The sequence below is a fragment of the Aporhodopirellula sallentina SM41 genome (assembly GCF_000346505.1).
Taxonomy (GTDB): Bacteria; Planctomycetota; Planctomycetia; order Pirellulales; family Pirellulaceae; genus Rhodopirellula; species Rhodopirellula sallentina.
The window spans coordinates 1-16,166 of record NZ_ANOH01000155.1; the positions used below are offsets into that span (position 1 = coordinate 1).

Genomic DNA, 16,166 nt, shown 5'->3' on the forward strand with positions numbered 1-16,166 from the left:
TACCAGGTACCGATTGGCCAATGCACTGCACTGGAGAACGCGTTAGAGGTGACTTTTTTGGTAGCCGCGGTGCGTTTCGAGACTCACCAATGGGGACAGAGACTGATTGTATGAACTGCACGATGTCATGCGAGTTTTTGATATCCAGTCAACGCAAGGGAACGTCGAATAGAGAATCGGATGGTGTCACCCAGCAACCATGGTTTGTTCATTGGCCGAACTAATCGCAGCGTTGTTCCGGCGGTACATGTCTCCCATGCCGGAGCGGCGTCACTTTGTTCCTTGATCCGGCCTACTCGGTGGCGCAATTGCGATGCGATCACGCCGTTTCGTGGCGGGGCGTTCGACCGCAATGGGAAACGCCCGGAGAAGTATTTTCGTGTCGTTCGCGTCTTTCGTGGTCAACAACTGGCAGTGTCCTTGACGGGATCGAGGCGTTGTCGGCGGGTTACGGTTCCGCTTCCACTTTCTCCGGTGTGTCGATTGGTTTCTCATCCGTGTCCAGGAGGGCGGACGGTTCGACGGCGTCCTGGGCGTACACGTGCGAGGCGGAAAACGGGAGTCCGATGCTCAAGAGCAGGAACGCGGCAAACAATCCGAGCAGGCTGACGCGTGGCGGCGATGCGATTGCCTGTGGACATGGAAATATCATCCATGGGTTGGACGAGTTCGATAGCTGGTTTTGGTTCATGCCTGGTGGCCGACGCAAATGCCGTTCCAAACTTGGGGCCGCCGTTTGGTAGGCGCCGCGCCGCCACTCACATTGGCTGCATCATCAAAGCCATCCCATGGCAGGTACGCGTTTCGAATAGAATATGGGCGTCGCGTGTCCCCGCCCTGGAGTCTTTCAATGAATTGTCGTTTGCTCTGTCTTCTCGTACTCGCCTTCTTCACCCGTGTTGCGTTTGCCGACGAGGCTGCTTCTGCGTCTTCATCGAAAGCTGCCAACGTGAGTGCTGTTTCGACCGAGCCGGTTCAGTACTCGATCTCAGTCGCGGAGTATCGCTTCGACGATGCGTTTGACAGCGACTCCACCGAGGCGGAGATTTTGAAGATGATTCGCGACCGCCGAATCTCGCCCGCGGAAACGATTCGGCTGACCACGTTGACCGGAATCAAAAGCATGGTTCAGTTTGGTCGAAGGGTCGCGGTCGTCACGGGCACAGCAACCGGGCGTGGAGGCGTCGTGCGTCAAACGAAAGATTTTGATTTGGGAACACTCATCCAAATTGAGTTGAACCCTCATCTCAAAGGTGTGATCGGTTCGATCAACTACGCGACCTCACGGCTGGGAGCGGACCGAGGGGAAGACATGCCCGCGGACGTTGTTACGAAATCAACCGACGCGACTCAAATCTACGAAATCGGAAAACCACGTTTGCTTTTCGGATCGACGGCAGGCGAACCGTTCGTCGTGATGGTGAGCGTCACTGACATTGATTAGCCGGTGGTTTTGCTGTCGGCCGTCAGCCTGCTTTCTTGCAGGCCGCCCATCGGCTTTTCAATCGGCAGTCGTTCGGACGCGTCGGTGATTCCGGGTTGTTGCCAATCACGGCGAGGTTCGGTGTGTTGAGTTCGCTCGCGTTTTTGACGATCCACGCGGCCGTCGTCAGCATCATCATGTACGCGAACAGTTCGATGCTCTCCTCCGCGATCAGCCATTTCATGTGTTCAAAAAACTGTGACAAGGCAAAACTGCAAGCGAACGGAATCGCAGGCCAAACGAACGAAGGGGTGAACCAGAACCGGCGATCATCGGGGAACTTCACCCATCCGTAGGCGACTCGGGCGAGCCAGACGAGAATGGCGATGCCGATAATCGCGTGCTTGGTGTTGGACGCCAACACGAACTCGATCCCGCCGGCTGCGTTGAGGTCGCCGACGTTCACCGGTAAAGAGGGCCGACGTTTTGGGATCTCGCGGCATGCTCCGGCGGCCGCAACGCAAACGAGTGCGAACGCGATGCTGCGATAACGTGACGGACGCACGCGAGTGAACGCGAACGTTGCCACGAGAGCGGTTGCGACGAGTGTGAAGAACTGCAGCGTTTCGAGCGCGCCGTTCTCTCCGGTCAACCAAGGATTGGATGCGGCGTCGGAGAGGCTGCGTTGCAACGCATAAAGGACGGCGCAGCATACCGATGCGATCACGAACGCGTCTCGCACGACGTTGCGGTACGGCCACCAAAGGCAATCGCCATCGCGGTAGCGAACGGATGAATCGGGTGCAGGCGATTCAGGGGAAGACGTGTGGGGCATGTTGTTCTTGTTGTGAAATCGTTGACTGTAGGTGGACGTCAACCGGAGCCAGCGATCAGTGAGAGCCAAAGCGGCGTGTTCGGTTCGCGAATTGGGGCCGCCGTAGATGGGAATCCTTCGGGCAAACCTGGCCGCGAGGTCTCGCAGGAGAAAAGCAGAGATTCGCGGATTGGTTGCCCCCATCTGCACGATGAACGCTGCCGAGCCGATCGTGGGCAGCATTCCGATCCACAACGCATGGCGATGGGGGACGTTCAAGGAACGATTCGCGATCGAGCTGTAGAGCGTGACTATCGTTCGCAGGATCGGGAGTGCGAACATCGGCACCAACGCGAACAGCACGTTCCCGCTCGCGACTGCCACCGCGATCCCACCGACCTTTAGTGGAGCCATCAGCGGGTAGAGAATTTTGATGCCGAGATGCATGCCGAGGCCGCGCGAATAGACGGCGAGCTGCGGACCGCTAAACTGCGCTTTCAACTCGGTGGCGTGTTCGTCGGAAAGCCAACCGCGGGAATGCCAATGTTTGATCCGGGAGCGAAAAGCCCTGCGTCCGACCGCGATTTGGTAGCCACGCCGGGTAAGGAAGGCTGCGAACTGTCGATTGCGACGTCGACGACGATGTTGGTCAACACAATACCGATGAACCGCGGCTGGGGTGAGCATGCCGAGGATGCGGTTCGTGCAAAACGAGATGCGCGACAATTGTCTGCGTCCAGGCATGGCAGTTGTTGGAGTCCGCGGCCAGCGTTGCTGTTTCTTCCAGGTCTTTACGCAGCCGTTCTGGAATCGCAACCAATAGGCGGATCGGGTGCGGGAATGACTCGCGAACTTTCGAACGCGTTGGCGATGCTGTTCGTTGGCGAGACAGCTTCGTAACCACCGACCGGCGGAACCTAGCAAGCAGAGCGAAACGATCCAGAACCATGCGAATCGGAACGTGCTCCGGTGCAGTTGGTTGGCAAACGCCGAATCAACCGTTCCGTTTCGCTGCCATCGATCGACACAGCACTGTCGGTAGGTTTGGCGGCGTTTGTTTGAGAACCAAGTCCACGGTTTGCGAAACGGAGCGATCTCGCTGGCTTTCCATCGCTCGTCGTGAGTGACTAAATTTTCGACGTCTGCGACAAGTGTCGCGGCTCGTTTTGTTTCACCGATTTGAACGAGTCGATCGGCGAGTTGCTGTGACGACGCTCGCAAGGTGGTTGGCTCGAGATCATCGAACGGAAACAATGAACCTTGTTTCCAACTCTGCCAGACGTATCGCCAAAGCAATACGGCGGGGATGCCTGATTCGAGATCGATGATCGTGTAACGCTCGTGCGGAAGGTGTTTTTCGTCGAGATTTTCGTCGCTGTTATCCGCTCGAAACACTTTCAAAGATGGATGCGTCTTGATCAGGAGATTGGCGGTGGAAACCAGCGCGCCCGGTGAGACTTGCCAACCGGATCCGACCAAGCCCCAGTCAATCAAGCTTTGTTCGACGTCCCGCATCCGCGAAAGGAGGTCGGACATTTCGTTCTTCGTTGACGCGTTTTTGTTTGGCGCGTTTTCGTATGACGGGGGGGCATTAAATGGGGCGTCGTTTGATAGGGCATCGTTACGATGGAGGGGCGGCGCGATCACTTCGGAAGATGTTGGAATCGGCCCGCGACCCGTGATGAACTCGGCTGCCAACACAAATGCTCGCCGGGTGTGGTCGTAGCGAACGTATGCCGGCAATGCGACGCTAGCGGACGCAGGTTTGCGGTCGCAGATCGCCTGACCCTCTAGCATTTCGGCGATGACTCGCCTGCGGTAGAAGCACGTCCAAATGGCGTCGTGGTTCGATTGATAGGGGAACGGCGACGCGAAGGCGAAACGGTAGATGCAACGTGTCAGTCGGCCGGGCGCGAAAACTTTTTCCACGTACAGTTCCGTTCGACCGTCCGCCCAACGGGCTTCCACCAATTCCGCGGTCGCCGCTCGTCCGTTGCCGAGCGTCCGCAGGTGGCGAACATGATCGGGGGCTGGGCGGGCGTTTCCGGTCGATCCGAGACTCTCCGATTGCGGGAATGTCGAACCAGGGATAGCCCCAGAATTCGACGTTGCCGCATCGCGATCAGACGAACGAATAATGCGTGAAGGTTTCATGAATAACCGATACCGCCGATCGGAACATCGCGTCAATTGCAAGACCGACGTAAAACGCACCCGCGCATCCACTCAAATCAGGTTGTGAGTGATGGCGGACGGTGTTTCGTGAGATCGCGAGGTTGTCGTAAGTACCGGATGAGGTTGCGGTCGAACGGCAACGGCACACGGGGACCAATCTGCGTTTTGCTCAGCTTTCTGTGCTCATCTCGGATTGTTGAGCGTTCTTAGAAATGCCGCTCGGACCATCGAGATGCGATCGCTCCCCCCGGTAGATTTGTGGTGGCCAAAGCGTGATGAAAGTTTGGCCAGGTAGGCATGGGAATGGCCATGCGAGTGGCCTGCCTGGATGCGCGATTTATCGCGACTCGCGTCGGCTATGATTTGTCGATGCGCTCAATGGTTTCACGCGGGCGGTGTTAGCGAGCGATGTGGTGGAGTCAGATGCAATTTTCGAATAGGAGCCGATCGATGGCCGCAAAATTATTGACTGTAACTTTGATGGCGTTGTTGACTCCGGCAATCGTTGTGGGGCAATCGATGGGCGATCGATTCATTTCGCGAATCGCCAAGGACGACGTCGATGGCGATGGCAAACTTACCAAGGACGAATTCACCGGTCCTGATCGTTTGTTCGGGCAACTCGATACTGACGGTGACGGGGTGTTGGTGCTCAAGGATGCGGCGGCGAGTTTGGCGAAGATCCGTTCGCGGATGGCTGGAGCAAACGCCAATTCGTCCGAACGGGATATGGACCAATCGCCGCGTGAGGCACTTCGTCGGCGGATGCAGCAGCGACAAATGCAAGGGCAACGACGAGCACGCCCGGAGCCTGATTTTGCGAACGTGCGGTACGGCGAACACGAGCGTCATGTGTTTGATGTCTACCTGGCCGAGACCGATTCGGATGAGCCGGCGCCCTGCATGATCTGGATTCACGGCGGTGGCTTTCGCCGGGGCGATAAGTCAGAGGGAGCTTTGTTCGCGAACGCATTCACCGAAATGGGCATCCACTACGTGTCGATCAACTATCGGCTGAGCCAACATGCGATCGCGCCGGCTTGTTTTGAGGATTGCACGAGGGCGTTGCAAACGATCCGCGCGAACGCGGAAAAGTGGAATCTCGATAAAACCCGAATCGCGATGGGAGGAGGATCCGCCGGTGCCGGGTTGTCGCAGTGGATCGCGTTTCATCCCGACCAAGCCGACCGGCAATCCGATGATCCGGTGTCGCGGGAATCCACTCGCGTGTCGGCGCTCATCTTGCTCAATGCCCAAACGTCGTACGACTATCGCTGGATCAAGGAACACATTCCCGGCGAGGCCTGGAAGGGGGACGGGTTGCAGCAACTGTTCGGCTACGACATCGATCGCGCGAATGAGATTTCAGACGAAAAGCATCAATTGATCGAAGCGTATTCGCCGATCGAGCTTCTCACCGCCGACGACCCGCCGATTCGAATGTTCTATCGACGATCGAGTGACCCGGCCATCGCCGAAGCGAACGCGATGGATGGGATTCACCACCCGATATTCGGATTCGAATTGAAGAAGAAGGCTGATCGGTTGGGCGTCGATTGCGAAGTGCAGACGGTCGAGAGCACGCGAGACATGATGGCGTACAACCGGCGATGGGACGTCGCGGTGGATTTCCTCAAAGAGCAATTCGCCGGCGATGAACGTTGAATAGTGGATTGAACGCTGAATGGCGGACTGAATGGCGGAACGCGATTGTTGAATCGCGGGCGGGCAGGTTTGCGCGCAGGCGGTTTTGGTCCTGGTCGGGTACCGCTGCGGTGAGTTTGGCTCTCTAATTTGGTGATCGCGTATGGCGAAATGGACACCAGCCCGTTTTCACTCGACTGCCCATGATTTTGCACATCGATATGGACGCTTTTTACGCGTCCGTCGAACAGCGGGATGATCCCGGTCTGCGTGGCAAGCCGGTTGTCGTTGGTGGGACGTCGACGCAGCGGGGAGTGGTTGCGGCAGCGAGCTATGAGGCTCGCAAATTCAACGTCTTCAGCGCGATGCCGATCAGGACCGCGATCCAACGCTGTCCCGACCTCGTTTTGGTTCGCACGCGGATGGATGTTTATGCGGGCATCTCTAAGAAGATCCGTGAGATCTTTCATCGCTACACACCGCTCGTCGAACCGTTGTCGCTCGACGAAGCGTTCTTGGATGTGACGGGCAGTGAAGCGTTGTTCGGCCCGGCGGTGAAGATCGGTCGGGAAATCCAACAGGCGATCTTCGACGAACTCGAACTACACGCCTCGGTAGGCGTTGCACCCAACAAGTTTCTCGCAAAGGTAGCCAGCGGTCACGCCAAACCTCGCGGGTTCACTGTCGTTGATCCTGACGGCGTGCATGCGTTCCTCGATCCGTTGTCGATTTCCAAAATTTGGGGTGTGGGGAAACGTGCCGAAGAGAAACTCGGCCGGCTCGGGATCTACAACGTCTCGCAGCTCCGCCGGATCGATCTGCAGCGACTCACGCAGGCGATCGGTAACAGTTCGGCGAACCATCTGCATGCTCTCGCGTGGGGCCGCGACCATCGCAAGGTCGTGCCCGATCGCGAGGCGAAGTCGATCTCGCATGAGACCACGTTTCGATCAGACGTGTCCGACATGGAAGTGTTGAAGGCTGTTCTGCTGCGGCTGACCGAACAGGTTGCCCGGCGACTCCGGCGGCATTCGCGTTTCGGCAGCACGGTCACGTTGAAGGTGCGGTTCAACGACTTTCAGACGATCGCACGATCGGCAACATTGAAGACGCCAACGGACTCGACGCAACAATTGTGGGAGGCGACTCGTGACTTGTTGCTGCGGCGAACTCGAATCGAACAGCCCGTTCGATTGGTCGGGATGGGAGTCAGTTCCTTGTCGTCGACGCGGACCCGGCAGTTGGAACTGTTTGGTGACGATCACGACCGTGACGCACAAGTCGACCAAACGACCGATTCGATTCTCGACCGGTTCGGCAAGGGAGCGATCCGTCGCGGAACCACATTGGATAAGCAGCCGTAAGAGCCTAGCTGAATATTGTCGGTTTGTGTTGGCTCTGTTTTGGTGTAGTGGATCTGTGAAAGATCCTCATGCAGCGGGATCTTTCACAAGATCCACTACGGCGATCGGTGGATGCTAAAACAACAAACTCCGCCAACGAACGAATCGTCGACGGAGATTGTTGCGTTCATGCTGAAATGGAGTCGGTGTCTAAGTGCAAAAAACGCCTCCCACACCCAGCAAAGAAAAAATGGGTGCACCTATTTGATGAACAACATTTCCGCGTAGGTGGGTAGCGGCCAGAGGTCATCGGCGACGAAGCCTTCGAGTTTGTCCACGTATTTGCGGACTTCCAACATCGCAGGCAGAATCGCGTCGCAGTGGTGTCGTGCGTTTACCATCGGTTCGGATTCATCGGCGTCTGAAATCGCAAACTCCAACCGCGAGATGCTGTCTTGCAGTGATTTCACGAGACTGGTGACCGCATCGAGTGTGTCGGTATCGAATTCGTACCCGATGTTCTTCAGGTTTGCACACGTTGCCGCCAACTCGGACTGATAGCGGATCGCGGCAGGGAAAACCTGCGTCTTTGCGATTTGAACCGCGAGTGCGGCTTCGACATCGATCGACAGGCAATACTGCTCGACGTAGGTTTCGAATCGACTGTGCAGCTCGCGGGCGGAGAGCACGTCGTAGGACTCGAACAGTTCCTCCGTTTCAGGTTTAATCAATTGTGGTAGTGCGTCGGCGGTGGTTTTGAGGTTCAGCAAACCGCGTTTTGCGGCTTCCTCGTGCCATTCGGCGGAATAGCCGTCACCGTCGAAGATGACCGGAGAACATTCGTTGATGATGTCTGTCAGCAACGATTGAACGGCCGCGTTGAGTTTGCTCGGGTCACCGCCCGTTGCTTCCTCGAGCGTGGTCGCGCAGTAGTCGACCGATTCGGCGATGATGGTGTTCATCGCCACGAGCGGACCGGCGATGGATTGGTTGGAACCGACGGCGCGGAACTCGAAACGGTTCCCCGTGAACGCAAACGGGCTGGTGCGGTTGCGGTCTCCGGCGTCTTTGGGCAGTGGCGGCAAGACGTCCACGCCGACGGTGAGCGTGCCCGACGGGATCGACGAATTGGCACCCCCGGCTTTGATTTGCTCGAACACGTCGGTTAATTGATCGCCGAGGAAGATCGAGATGATTGCCGGTGGAGCCTCGTTGGCACCGAGGCGGTGATCGTTGCCCGCCGACGCAACAACGGCACGCAGAAGGCCTTGATGGCGATAGACGGCGCGAATGACGGCGGCACAGAACACGAGGAACTGCGCGTTCTCGTGTGGCGTGTCACCGGGGCTGAGCATGTTGCCTTGCGAGCTGCTGCCGAGGGACCAGTTGACGTGTTTGCCGGACCCGTTGACTCCCGCGAACGGTTTCTCGTGCATCAAACACGACAGCCCGTACTTCTCCGCGGTGCGACGCAGGATGAGCATCATCAATTGCTGGTGGTCGGCGGCGACGTTGGCCGATTCGAACACGGGTGCGACTTCGAATTGGCCCGGTGCCACTTCGTTGTGCCGTGTTTTGACCGGGATGCCGAGTTTGAACAGTTCACGTTCGGCTTCCATCATGAACGCGAGCACGCGTTCGGGAATCGCGCCGAAGTAGTGATCGTCGAACTCTTGGCCTTTGGGAGGTTTGGAACCGAACAGTGTCCGGCCTGCGGCAATCAAGTCCGGACGGGCGTAGTAGAAACTACGGTCCACCAAAAAGTATTCTTGCTCCGGGCCGGCGGTGGAGGCGACGAACGCGCCGTCCTGATGGCCGAAGAGTTTAAGGATACGTTGGGCCTGTTTGTTGAGGGCCTGCATCGAACGCAAGACTGGCGTTTTCTTATCGAGTGCTTCACCGGTCCATGAAACGAACGCGGTCGGAATGCACAGCGTCGCTCCGTTGGGATTTTCGAGAATGTACGCTGGGCTGGTCACATCCCAAATCGTATACCCACGAGCCTGGGACGTGACACGGATGCCCCCGGTCGGGAAGCTCGAACCGTCCGGTTCGCCTTGGATCAATTGTTTGCCGCTGAACTCCGACAGGGTGCTGCCGTCGGTGGTTGGCGACAGGAAGCTATCGTGTTTCTCCGCGGTGGCGCCGGTGAGCGGGTAGAAAATGTGAGCGTAGTGGGTGGCGCCTTTTTCCATCGCCCAATCTTTCATCGCCGATGCGACGATGTCGGCGACTTCGGGATCGAGCTTCTCACCGGAATCGATGGTGGCCATCAACGATTTATAGATCGACTTGGGCAGCCGATCCTTCATCACGTTCTTCCCAAAGACATTCGCGGAGTAGTACTCCTGCGCGGGGACGTCGACGAAACTGATTTGTGGCCCCTTTCCGGAGTAACTCATCGCGGTCGTGACGGCAGCCTGGCGCGGGGTCTTTCCGCCGCTGTACGATGGGCCGGGCGCCGATCCGGGGGAATTTGTCGTGGATGTGTTTGGTGGCGATAGCGTCGTGCTCATTTGAGCTCCTGGTAGAAAGAGATTTTGTAAACAGGAACGATGGACCGGTCAGCGCACGCGGCGCGATAGGGGCCATCGACTGGAGAGCGTTCGCGATTCATTGCGAGGCAACGCGTCGGGAGAGAACGCACGGGGAGTCAGCGTGACGCGGTATCGACGATCCGCGTTGGTAAGAGAATGCTGCCTTCCTGGCTCAGATGCACGCGACCTCCTTCGCAACAATTTGATTCTGCATGCGACTCGGTATCCGGAGCGGCCTCGTTGACGGGCGTCCATCTTCGGGGTGAACCGATGTCGGTTGTGATCAAATCATTGTCATTTCGCGTGCCTGCGCATTAACCAGGTCGCAACGGCTACGCCAAAGAATGGGGTAATAATGCGCGTTCGGTCGGGACGGCGTTCAGGACGCCTTAACGGATTAGCGTGGGCAGCGAAGGGGACGTAGGCGACGACAAAATGTTAATTTTTCTCGAAAGTCCTGCTTGTGCTGTTTATCACAAAGTGGCTCAAGCCCCCGCTTCAGGCATCTGCCGCTTCCGCGGGGGCGAAGTGCTCGATTCACAGGCAAGGGATTGGGGCGAGATCGCTCGGAGAGTTAGCGCGTCCAATCCCCGTAGCTTGCCTCGCCGGAGTCAGGCCTCCGAAGTCTGGCGACATTGGTTACACCGTTCTTTGAAACGGTCCAACAGCCAACAACTAATCGCTAGCAGCAAGCTACCAATAGCTAGCGGAGTTGATCAATCATCGACCAATCGTTGGGCGTTGCGTCGTGATTTGGTTTGCTTTGATCCGAGCGAAGTGATCAGAGACCAGTGTTCGTGTCGTATTGCAGGTCGATTCATTGTTGGCACGACGGTTGCGTAAGTGTTCTTCCATCGACGCGAACAAACTCCAAGTGGTCTTTGATGTCGATGCAAAAGACCGCCAACCAAATAATGAAGAGTGCCTGCGATGTATAAGCAATTTCTTTCAATCCTGTGTGCCGGTGGCCTGATGATCGCAACGACCGGTTGCGATGTCGAGCAAACCTCCGAGGGTCGTTTGCCGGACGTCGATGTCGACGCCGAGCCCGGTGCGATGCCTACCTACGACGTCGATACGCCAGACGTTGATGTTTCAATGGAAGAGAAAAAGGTGGATGTCCCCGATGTGGATGTGGACGTCGATAGCAAAGAGCGAACGATGTCGCTGCCGGACGTTGACGTTTCATTGCCGAAGGACGAGTAAGACGTCTGTCGCGGGGCGGTGCTCTGGCGAGTCTCCGCCCACGCCACGCTCTTTTTTTTCGACGCACTCGCCACCGGCGGGTGATGTCTGTTTCTTCTCAGCTTCTCTCGTCAGGGATCGATCCATGTCATTTCGAATTCGCCGCGTGTCACTGAACACATTTCTAGCCGCCACAGCGTTCCTCTCTGTCTCCGCGTTTTCACGCAGTGTTCCTGGCGAGGAACCTCTGCCACGCGGCGTCGCTTCTGCGGAGGCGTCTGACATCAGCGATTGGGCTCTCGCCGGGGTGGTTTGGAGCGACGCGAACCTGGCTCGCAAGTTGGCAGTCGAGGGGATGCGGTACGCGGAAAACGAACAGCAGCACGAGGGAATGAAACGCCTCGTCGAAGTTTCTGATGAGGCAGTGAAGTCGCTCGAGGCGTTCGGTTGGGGGCGAGTGGAATCTGCCGAGAGTACATCTCGCGAGTCCGCCGAAATGACCGACGCGGGGTCGGGCGAGATTGATGCGAGACTGCGATCGTTCGCCCAAAACGCAACTGGGGTCAAGCGTTTCGACACGGAAACCCCGGCGGGGCAAGAAGATCCCGGCTTGGACGATGAGCGGATGCCGAGTGAAGCTCGCATCGATATCGACCAATACCGCGTTGACGACTACGTCGACGAAACTCCCCAAGAGCGATTGAATGTCGCTGACGCTCAGGAAGACGCGATCGAAGGTGCGATTGCCGCGGCCAACCCCGACGCGATCGCAGGCCCAGCATCAGACCGGATCAGTGATCGAGAAGGTTGGACGTTGTCATCGTCGCTGCCGTACAGCACCGATTCGATCTACGATTCGGATGATTATGACCACGACGTCGACTACATGGTTGAAAATTTGCGTGGCGCTGATTCCACCAACGACGGAAGTTCGGACCAGGGCGACATGGATGATGACATTGATCTCGAAGATCCGGCGGAAGTCGTCACGGGGGAAGACGAATTGGCGAACGCTCTCGCGCGAGGCCGTCTGAAGGACGAGGTCCAAAACGCGAGCAATGAAAAAGACGCTGCTTCCACCGAGTCGTACCGGACGATGCGACCGTCGGACCGGATCCCGGATTCACGTTTGCAAAGCTACGCATCAGTCGAAGAAGCCAACCGGTTTGACGCACGTTGGGTGCAGTTCCGGTTGGATGCCAATCAAGTGAAATACTCGATGACCGACCCGAAATCTTCCGTCCAAGCCGCACGGGTCGCTTTGGCTCAGTTGCAAGCATCGGCGATGGTAGCAGGTCGTTCGACGAAGAACGCGGAACTGAAACAGATTCTGCGACCGATCGTCGAGGTCAAGTTGGCCGAATGATACGAGGCGGCATCAATCTAGACAAATTGCCCGCATCAGATCGATTAGGGACGCCTCGTTGAGGCTTGGATTCGGACGTTTGGGTGGCACCAAGGCGTTGCCGGCCCCAAGGCGTTGCCGGCCCCAAGGCGTTGCCGGCCCCAAGGCGTTGCCCTGGGCTGACGTAGCGTCGTCCCATTGGGGCGGTTTGCTTTTTGGGGCCTTCGTGCGGGCCGAATACGGGGAAAGGTATGAACGGGAGCGGATGGTTCCATCCACGCAACTCGCCACCGATTCCCCTCTGTTCCTATGTCGCGTCCCTCAAGTCCTCACGCCTAACCGAGACGCCTTCAATTTCTTCACGCCCCAACGAGGCATCTAATAACGGGGCATCTCTAATTCAGCCCAGGCCAAACGGCCTGGAGAACTGTAGCGACGTGATCTTTTCCATCACTCGACCAATCAATCGCGCCACGCGTCATCGCGGGATCGATGCCACGATTTCGTTTTGTTGCGAGTGACCTGCCGCACGCTATAGGGCACAATCTGCAAGTGAAATGCTCCCCGCACGCGGATTGCCGGTGGGATGCTATCTTGTACTGAGTTTGTGTGGAAAACGCAGCGGTTCGGCGACTTCGCCTCGAACGCTGCTTTCCAACGCACCAGCGTCATGAATCGATTTCGAGAGTTTTCCTAATAAATCTCGAATCGGTGCGTTGTCACTCGTAGGCGGATCGGTTCCGTCGCTCTTCTATCCCTTTTTCAAACCGAATTGAACCACCATGGCAGCCAAAGCGGTGTCGCAAGACGCGGGCGTGTCATCGGCGGATGTTCTCGACGATCCGAGCGACGTAATCGCTCGCGCCGTCGACGAGCATCAACGCAGCTTGCTGGCGTACGCCGCCGGGTTGCTTCGTGACCGATGTGCGGCTCAAGACGCGGTGCAGGAAACCTTTCTGCAACTTTGTCGAAAAACACGTGATGTGGCGAGTTCGGATGAGCCTCCGACGCTCGCCGAATTTGCGGCACGTTTGGCACCATGGTTGTTTACGGTTTGTCGAACGCGAGTGATTGACATGCAACGTAAACGAACACCCCAAAGTTTTGCCGTGCGGGAGAAATCCGACGGTTCGGGCGAGTCATCCGCAGAGTCCGCGATCTTGGATCCCGGTCCGCTGCCTGACGACGTCGCCGTCGCGGGCGAAGAACATCGCTTGGTTGCCGAGTCGATTGGCGGACTGACGCCGAGGCAACGCGAGATCATTCAATTGCGGATGCAGGCCGGGTTGAGTTACCGCGAGATCGCGGAGGTCACCGGGCTGACCACGTCCAACGTCGGCTTTCATCTGCATCAAGCCGTCGCGTCGCTGCGAAAGCAACTCGTCGCGACCTGAACCGGGCTCATGTTGCCACGCGATCGACGCGGGCAACCCAGGCCAATTCATCAACAAAACATTTTTGGGTTCGAAATCATGTCATCTGAACATAACGATCGACCGGGAGGGCCAACGGATGGTTCTTCCACGTGGGACGACGAACGCATCACCGCGTATGTGATGGGCGAGTTGTCGCCGAAAGATACCGCCGACTTCGAAACGGCGATGAAGGAAAATGAAGAACTCGTCGTTGCGGTCGAGCAAGCTCGGCAGGTCACCGATAAGTTAGCCGGTTTCTTCGCATCGATGCCGGCGACCACGCTCGACGAAGGTCGGCGGGAGCGAATCGCAGCGGCTGCCAAGGAGGAGCAGAGCGGTGCGTCGAGTGCGCCGATCGCATCGGTTGCGGGGGCATCAACCGCGGAGACGTCCAAGCCACGCTTTTTGCTGTGGGCGGTCGCCGCGTCGGTTCTGATGGTCGGATTGGCGTTACCGGCGTTGATCTCTCGGTCCAAAACGCAAACGGCGATGAGCGATCTGGCATCGCCCATGGAGCCGTCTTCGATCGAGCGTTCTGCGATGGACGCCGGGTTGGTTGAGGGGTTGGCAGAGGAATCGTCTCCTTCCGAAGAGAGCGAGGTGGTGAGCCGTCGCGCGGAAAGTTCACTCGCCGAGACCCGCGGGCCGGCGGCGAAGGTGAATGCACCGGCAAACAGGAGTTTGTTGGCGAGCGACGGTGGGTCAGCGACAGAAGGCAGGCGCGGCGTTGAGAAGCCTCAGCCGATGGCGATGGCGATGGATATGGAGCCAATGTCGACCAGTGCTGCCACTGCGGAACCTCGAGCGTTTAGCGGCGCCGCTGCTGCGGAGAAACAGGACGTCGCGGAGAGCAAACCGCAGGATGCGATGCTTCTTGCCGCTCCACCAGAATCCCGATCGCCCTCTGCCAGTGGGCGAGTTGCCGAGGCGGATTCCATGTCGATGATGGGAATGGAAATGGGGATGGAAGCGGATGCAGATATGGCGATGGCCATGGATGCTGACATGATGATGAGCGACGATGCAATGGACATGTCGATGGGCATGGGCATGGATATGGGGCGGGCCTCCGGTCTGCCGGAGTCCAAGAGTCTTTCTGCTTCGGATCAGTCCGAGAGTTCGCGAGGGCGAGCTGATCGTGCGAAATCGAAAACCGCTGAATTGGGGCAGAGCCAATCGGGGCCGGTACTTTCCAATGAGTCTGCCGTGAAGCCACAACCGATTTCGGAAGCTCGGGGTACTCTGCGGGGCGGGTATGCTCTACCGACCGACACGACAGTTGCCCGCGAACGAACGAGAAGAATCGGACAGGGGGTCCCCGTCGCCGAAGCTGTAACCGACCTGCTGGATGTCCTCGAAGGACCGGTTTCCGTTGATCGAACTTTGGGGATGGGGACAGGCCCCGGTATGTCGGGTGACAAGTTTTCACCGATCCACGAGAACGAATTCAAACGCGTCACCGAGCATCCGCTCAGCACTTTGTCGATCGATGTCGATACGGCTAGTTACACGAAAGTGCGCAGCTATCTGCAACGCAACCAATTGCCGCGACCTGATTCCGTTCGTATCGAAGAGATGGTCAACTACTTTGACTACGACTACACCGGACCGATCTCTATCGATGGCGAGCCGACCGATCCTTTCGCTGCCGCGATGACCGCGACGGTGTGCCCGTGGGAGCCCAAACACAGGCTCGTGCGGGTTGGTTTGCAAGCCAAAACGTTGACCGATACCGAGCGTCCCCGGTGCAACCTCGTGTTCTTGATCGATACGAGCGGTTCGATGAGTTCGGCTAACAAACTGCCGCTGGTAATCGACGGCATGAAGGTGTTGCTCGATGAACTCGACGAGGAAGACCAGGTTGCGATTGTCGTCTATGCCGGTTCGGCGGGGCTCGTGCTCGATTCCACTCCGGTGAAGAATCGACGGAAGATCCGCCGTGCGTTGACGCAGCTCCGGTCCGGCGGCAGCACCAACGGCGGTGCCGGATTGCAGCTCGCCTACGATACCGCCCGAGAACACTTCCTTAAGGATGGGGTGAATCGTGTGATCCTGTGCAGCGATGGCGATTTCAATGTCGGCATGACGGGGACGGATCAATTGGTCCGGGAAGCCCGTCGGCAGGCAAAGTCGGGTATCGATTTGACGGTTCTCGGTTTCGGCATGGGGAACCATAACGACGCGATGATGGAGAAAATTTCCAACGACGCCGAAGGGAACTACGCGTTCGTCGACACGATCGCCGAAGCCCGCAAGGTGTTGTCGGATCAGCTTGCCGGGACGCT

10 protein-coding genes are annotated in these 16,166 nt (G+C 57.7%); 7 read left to right on the top strand and 3 right to left on the bottom strand.

The features are described 5' to 3' along the window. Positions 1-448: 448 nt before the first annotated feature. Positions 449-652 (bottom strand): hypothetical protein, encoded by a 204-nt coding sequence (locus RSSM_RS10175; RefSeq protein WP_144059708.1) that lies wholly within the window; start codon positions 650-652, stop codon positions 449-451. A gap of 198 nt (positions 653-850) precedes the next feature. On the opposite strand from RSSM_RS10175, the gene RSSM_RS10180 reads away from it, so the two are divergent. Beyond that, positions 851-1,444: a hypothetical protein gene (locus RSSM_RS10180; RefSeq protein WP_008677577.1), complete on the top strand. Its 594-nt coding sequence runs from the start codon at positions 851-853 to the stop codon at positions 1,442-1,444. 22 nt (positions 1,445-1,466) lie between these two features. Here RSSM_RS10180 and RSSM_RS10185 read toward each other — a convergent pair whose 3' ends face one another. Further along, positions 1,467-4,391, bottom strand: coding sequence for a hypothetical protein (locus RSSM_RS10185; protein ID WP_144059709.1), 2,925 nt, complete (start codon positions 4,389-4,391; stop codon positions 1,467-1,469). 471 nt (positions 4,392-4,862) lie between these two features. Here RSSM_RS10185 and RSSM_RS10190 point away from each other — a divergent pair, with 471 nt between their 5' ends. Beyond that, entirely contained in the window at positions 4,863-6,077 is a 1,215-nt protein-coding gene (locus RSSM_RS10190; RefSeq protein WP_008677582.1) for an alpha/beta hydrolase, read from the top strand. Positions 6,078-6,259: 182 nt separating this feature from the next. Next, a complete protein-coding gene (gene dinB / locus RSSM_RS10195) occupies positions 6,260-7,420 on the top strand; it encodes a DNA polymerase IV (protein WP_008677583.1) in 1,161 nt (386 codons plus the stop codon). Between the two features lie 239 nt (positions 7,421-7,659). Here dinB and RSSM_RS10200 read toward each other — a convergent pair whose 3' ends face one another. Beyond that, positions 7,660-9,915 carry a glutamine synthetase III family protein gene (locus RSSM_RS10200; RefSeq protein ID WP_008677588.1) on the bottom strand — a complete coding sequence of 752 codons (2,256 nt, stop codon included), beginning with the start codon at positions 9,913-9,915 and terminating at the stop codon, positions 7,660-7,662. A gap of 951 nt (positions 9,916-10,866) precedes the next feature. Between RSSM_RS10200 and RSSM_RS10205 the strand changes: the two genes are divergently transcribed. The 4 genes from RSSM_RS10205 to RSSM_RS34665 form a co-directional block, all read left to right on the top strand. Next, the gene (locus tag RSSM_RS10205; protein WP_008677593.1) at positions 10,867-11,142 is read left to right on the top strand and encodes a hypothetical protein; all 276 of its coding nucleotides are present in this window, start codon (positions 10,867-10,869) and stop codon (positions 11,140-11,142) included. Between the two features lie 124 nt (positions 11,143-11,266). Further along, complete coding sequence (locus RSSM_RS10210) at positions 11,267-12,487, top strand: hypothetical protein (RefSeq protein ID WP_008677597.1); 1,221 nt, start codon at positions 11,267-11,269, stop codon at positions 12,485-12,487. A 761-nt stretch (positions 12,488-13,248) separates the two neighbouring features. Continuing rightward, a complete protein-coding gene (locus RSSM_RS10220) occupies positions 13,249-13,860 on the top strand; it encodes an RNA polymerase sigma factor (protein WP_008677602.1) in 612 nt (203 codons plus the stop codon). Between the two features lie 78 nt (positions 13,861-13,938). After that, a partial coding sequence (locus RSSM_RS34665; protein WP_044302148.1) for a VWA domain-containing protein occupies positions 13,939-16,166 on the top strand: 2,228 nt, incomplete at its 3' end.

Bases quoted from the DNA above. Each gene is read 5' to 3' on its own strand.
- RSSM_RS10175 (WP_144059708.1), bottom strand. From the start codon at position 652: ATGATATTTCCATGTCCACAGGCAATCGCATCGCCGCCACGCGTCAGC.
- RSSM_RS10180 (WP_008677577.1), top strand. From the start codon at position 851: ATGAATTGTCGTTTGCTCTGTCTTCTCGTACTCGCCTTCTTCACCCGT.
- RSSM_RS10185 (WP_144059709.1), bottom strand. From the start codon at position 4,391: ATGAAACCTTCACGCATTATTCGTTCGTCTGATCGCGATGCGGCAACG.
- RSSM_RS10190 (WP_008677582.1), top strand. From the start codon at position 4,863: ATGGCCGCAAAATTATTGACTGTAACTTTGATGGCGTTGTTGACTCCG.
- dinB (WP_008677583.1), top strand. From the start codon at position 6,260: ATGATTTTGCACATCGATATGGACGCTTTTTACGCGTCCGTCGAACAG.
- RSSM_RS10200 (WP_008677588.1), bottom strand. From the start codon at position 9,915: ATGAGCACGACGCTATCGCCACCAAACACATCCACGACAAATTCCCCC.
- RSSM_RS10205 (WP_008677593.1), top strand. From the start codon at position 10,867: ATGTATAAGCAATTTCTTTCAATCCTGTGTGCCGGTGGCCTGATGATC.
- RSSM_RS10210 (WP_008677597.1), top strand. From the start codon at position 11,267: ATGTCATTTCGAATTCGCCGCGTGTCACTGAACACATTTCTAGCCGCC.
- RSSM_RS10220 (WP_008677602.1), top strand. From the start codon at position 13,249: ATGGCAGCCAAAGCGGTGTCGCAAGACGCGGGCGTGTCATCGGCGGAT.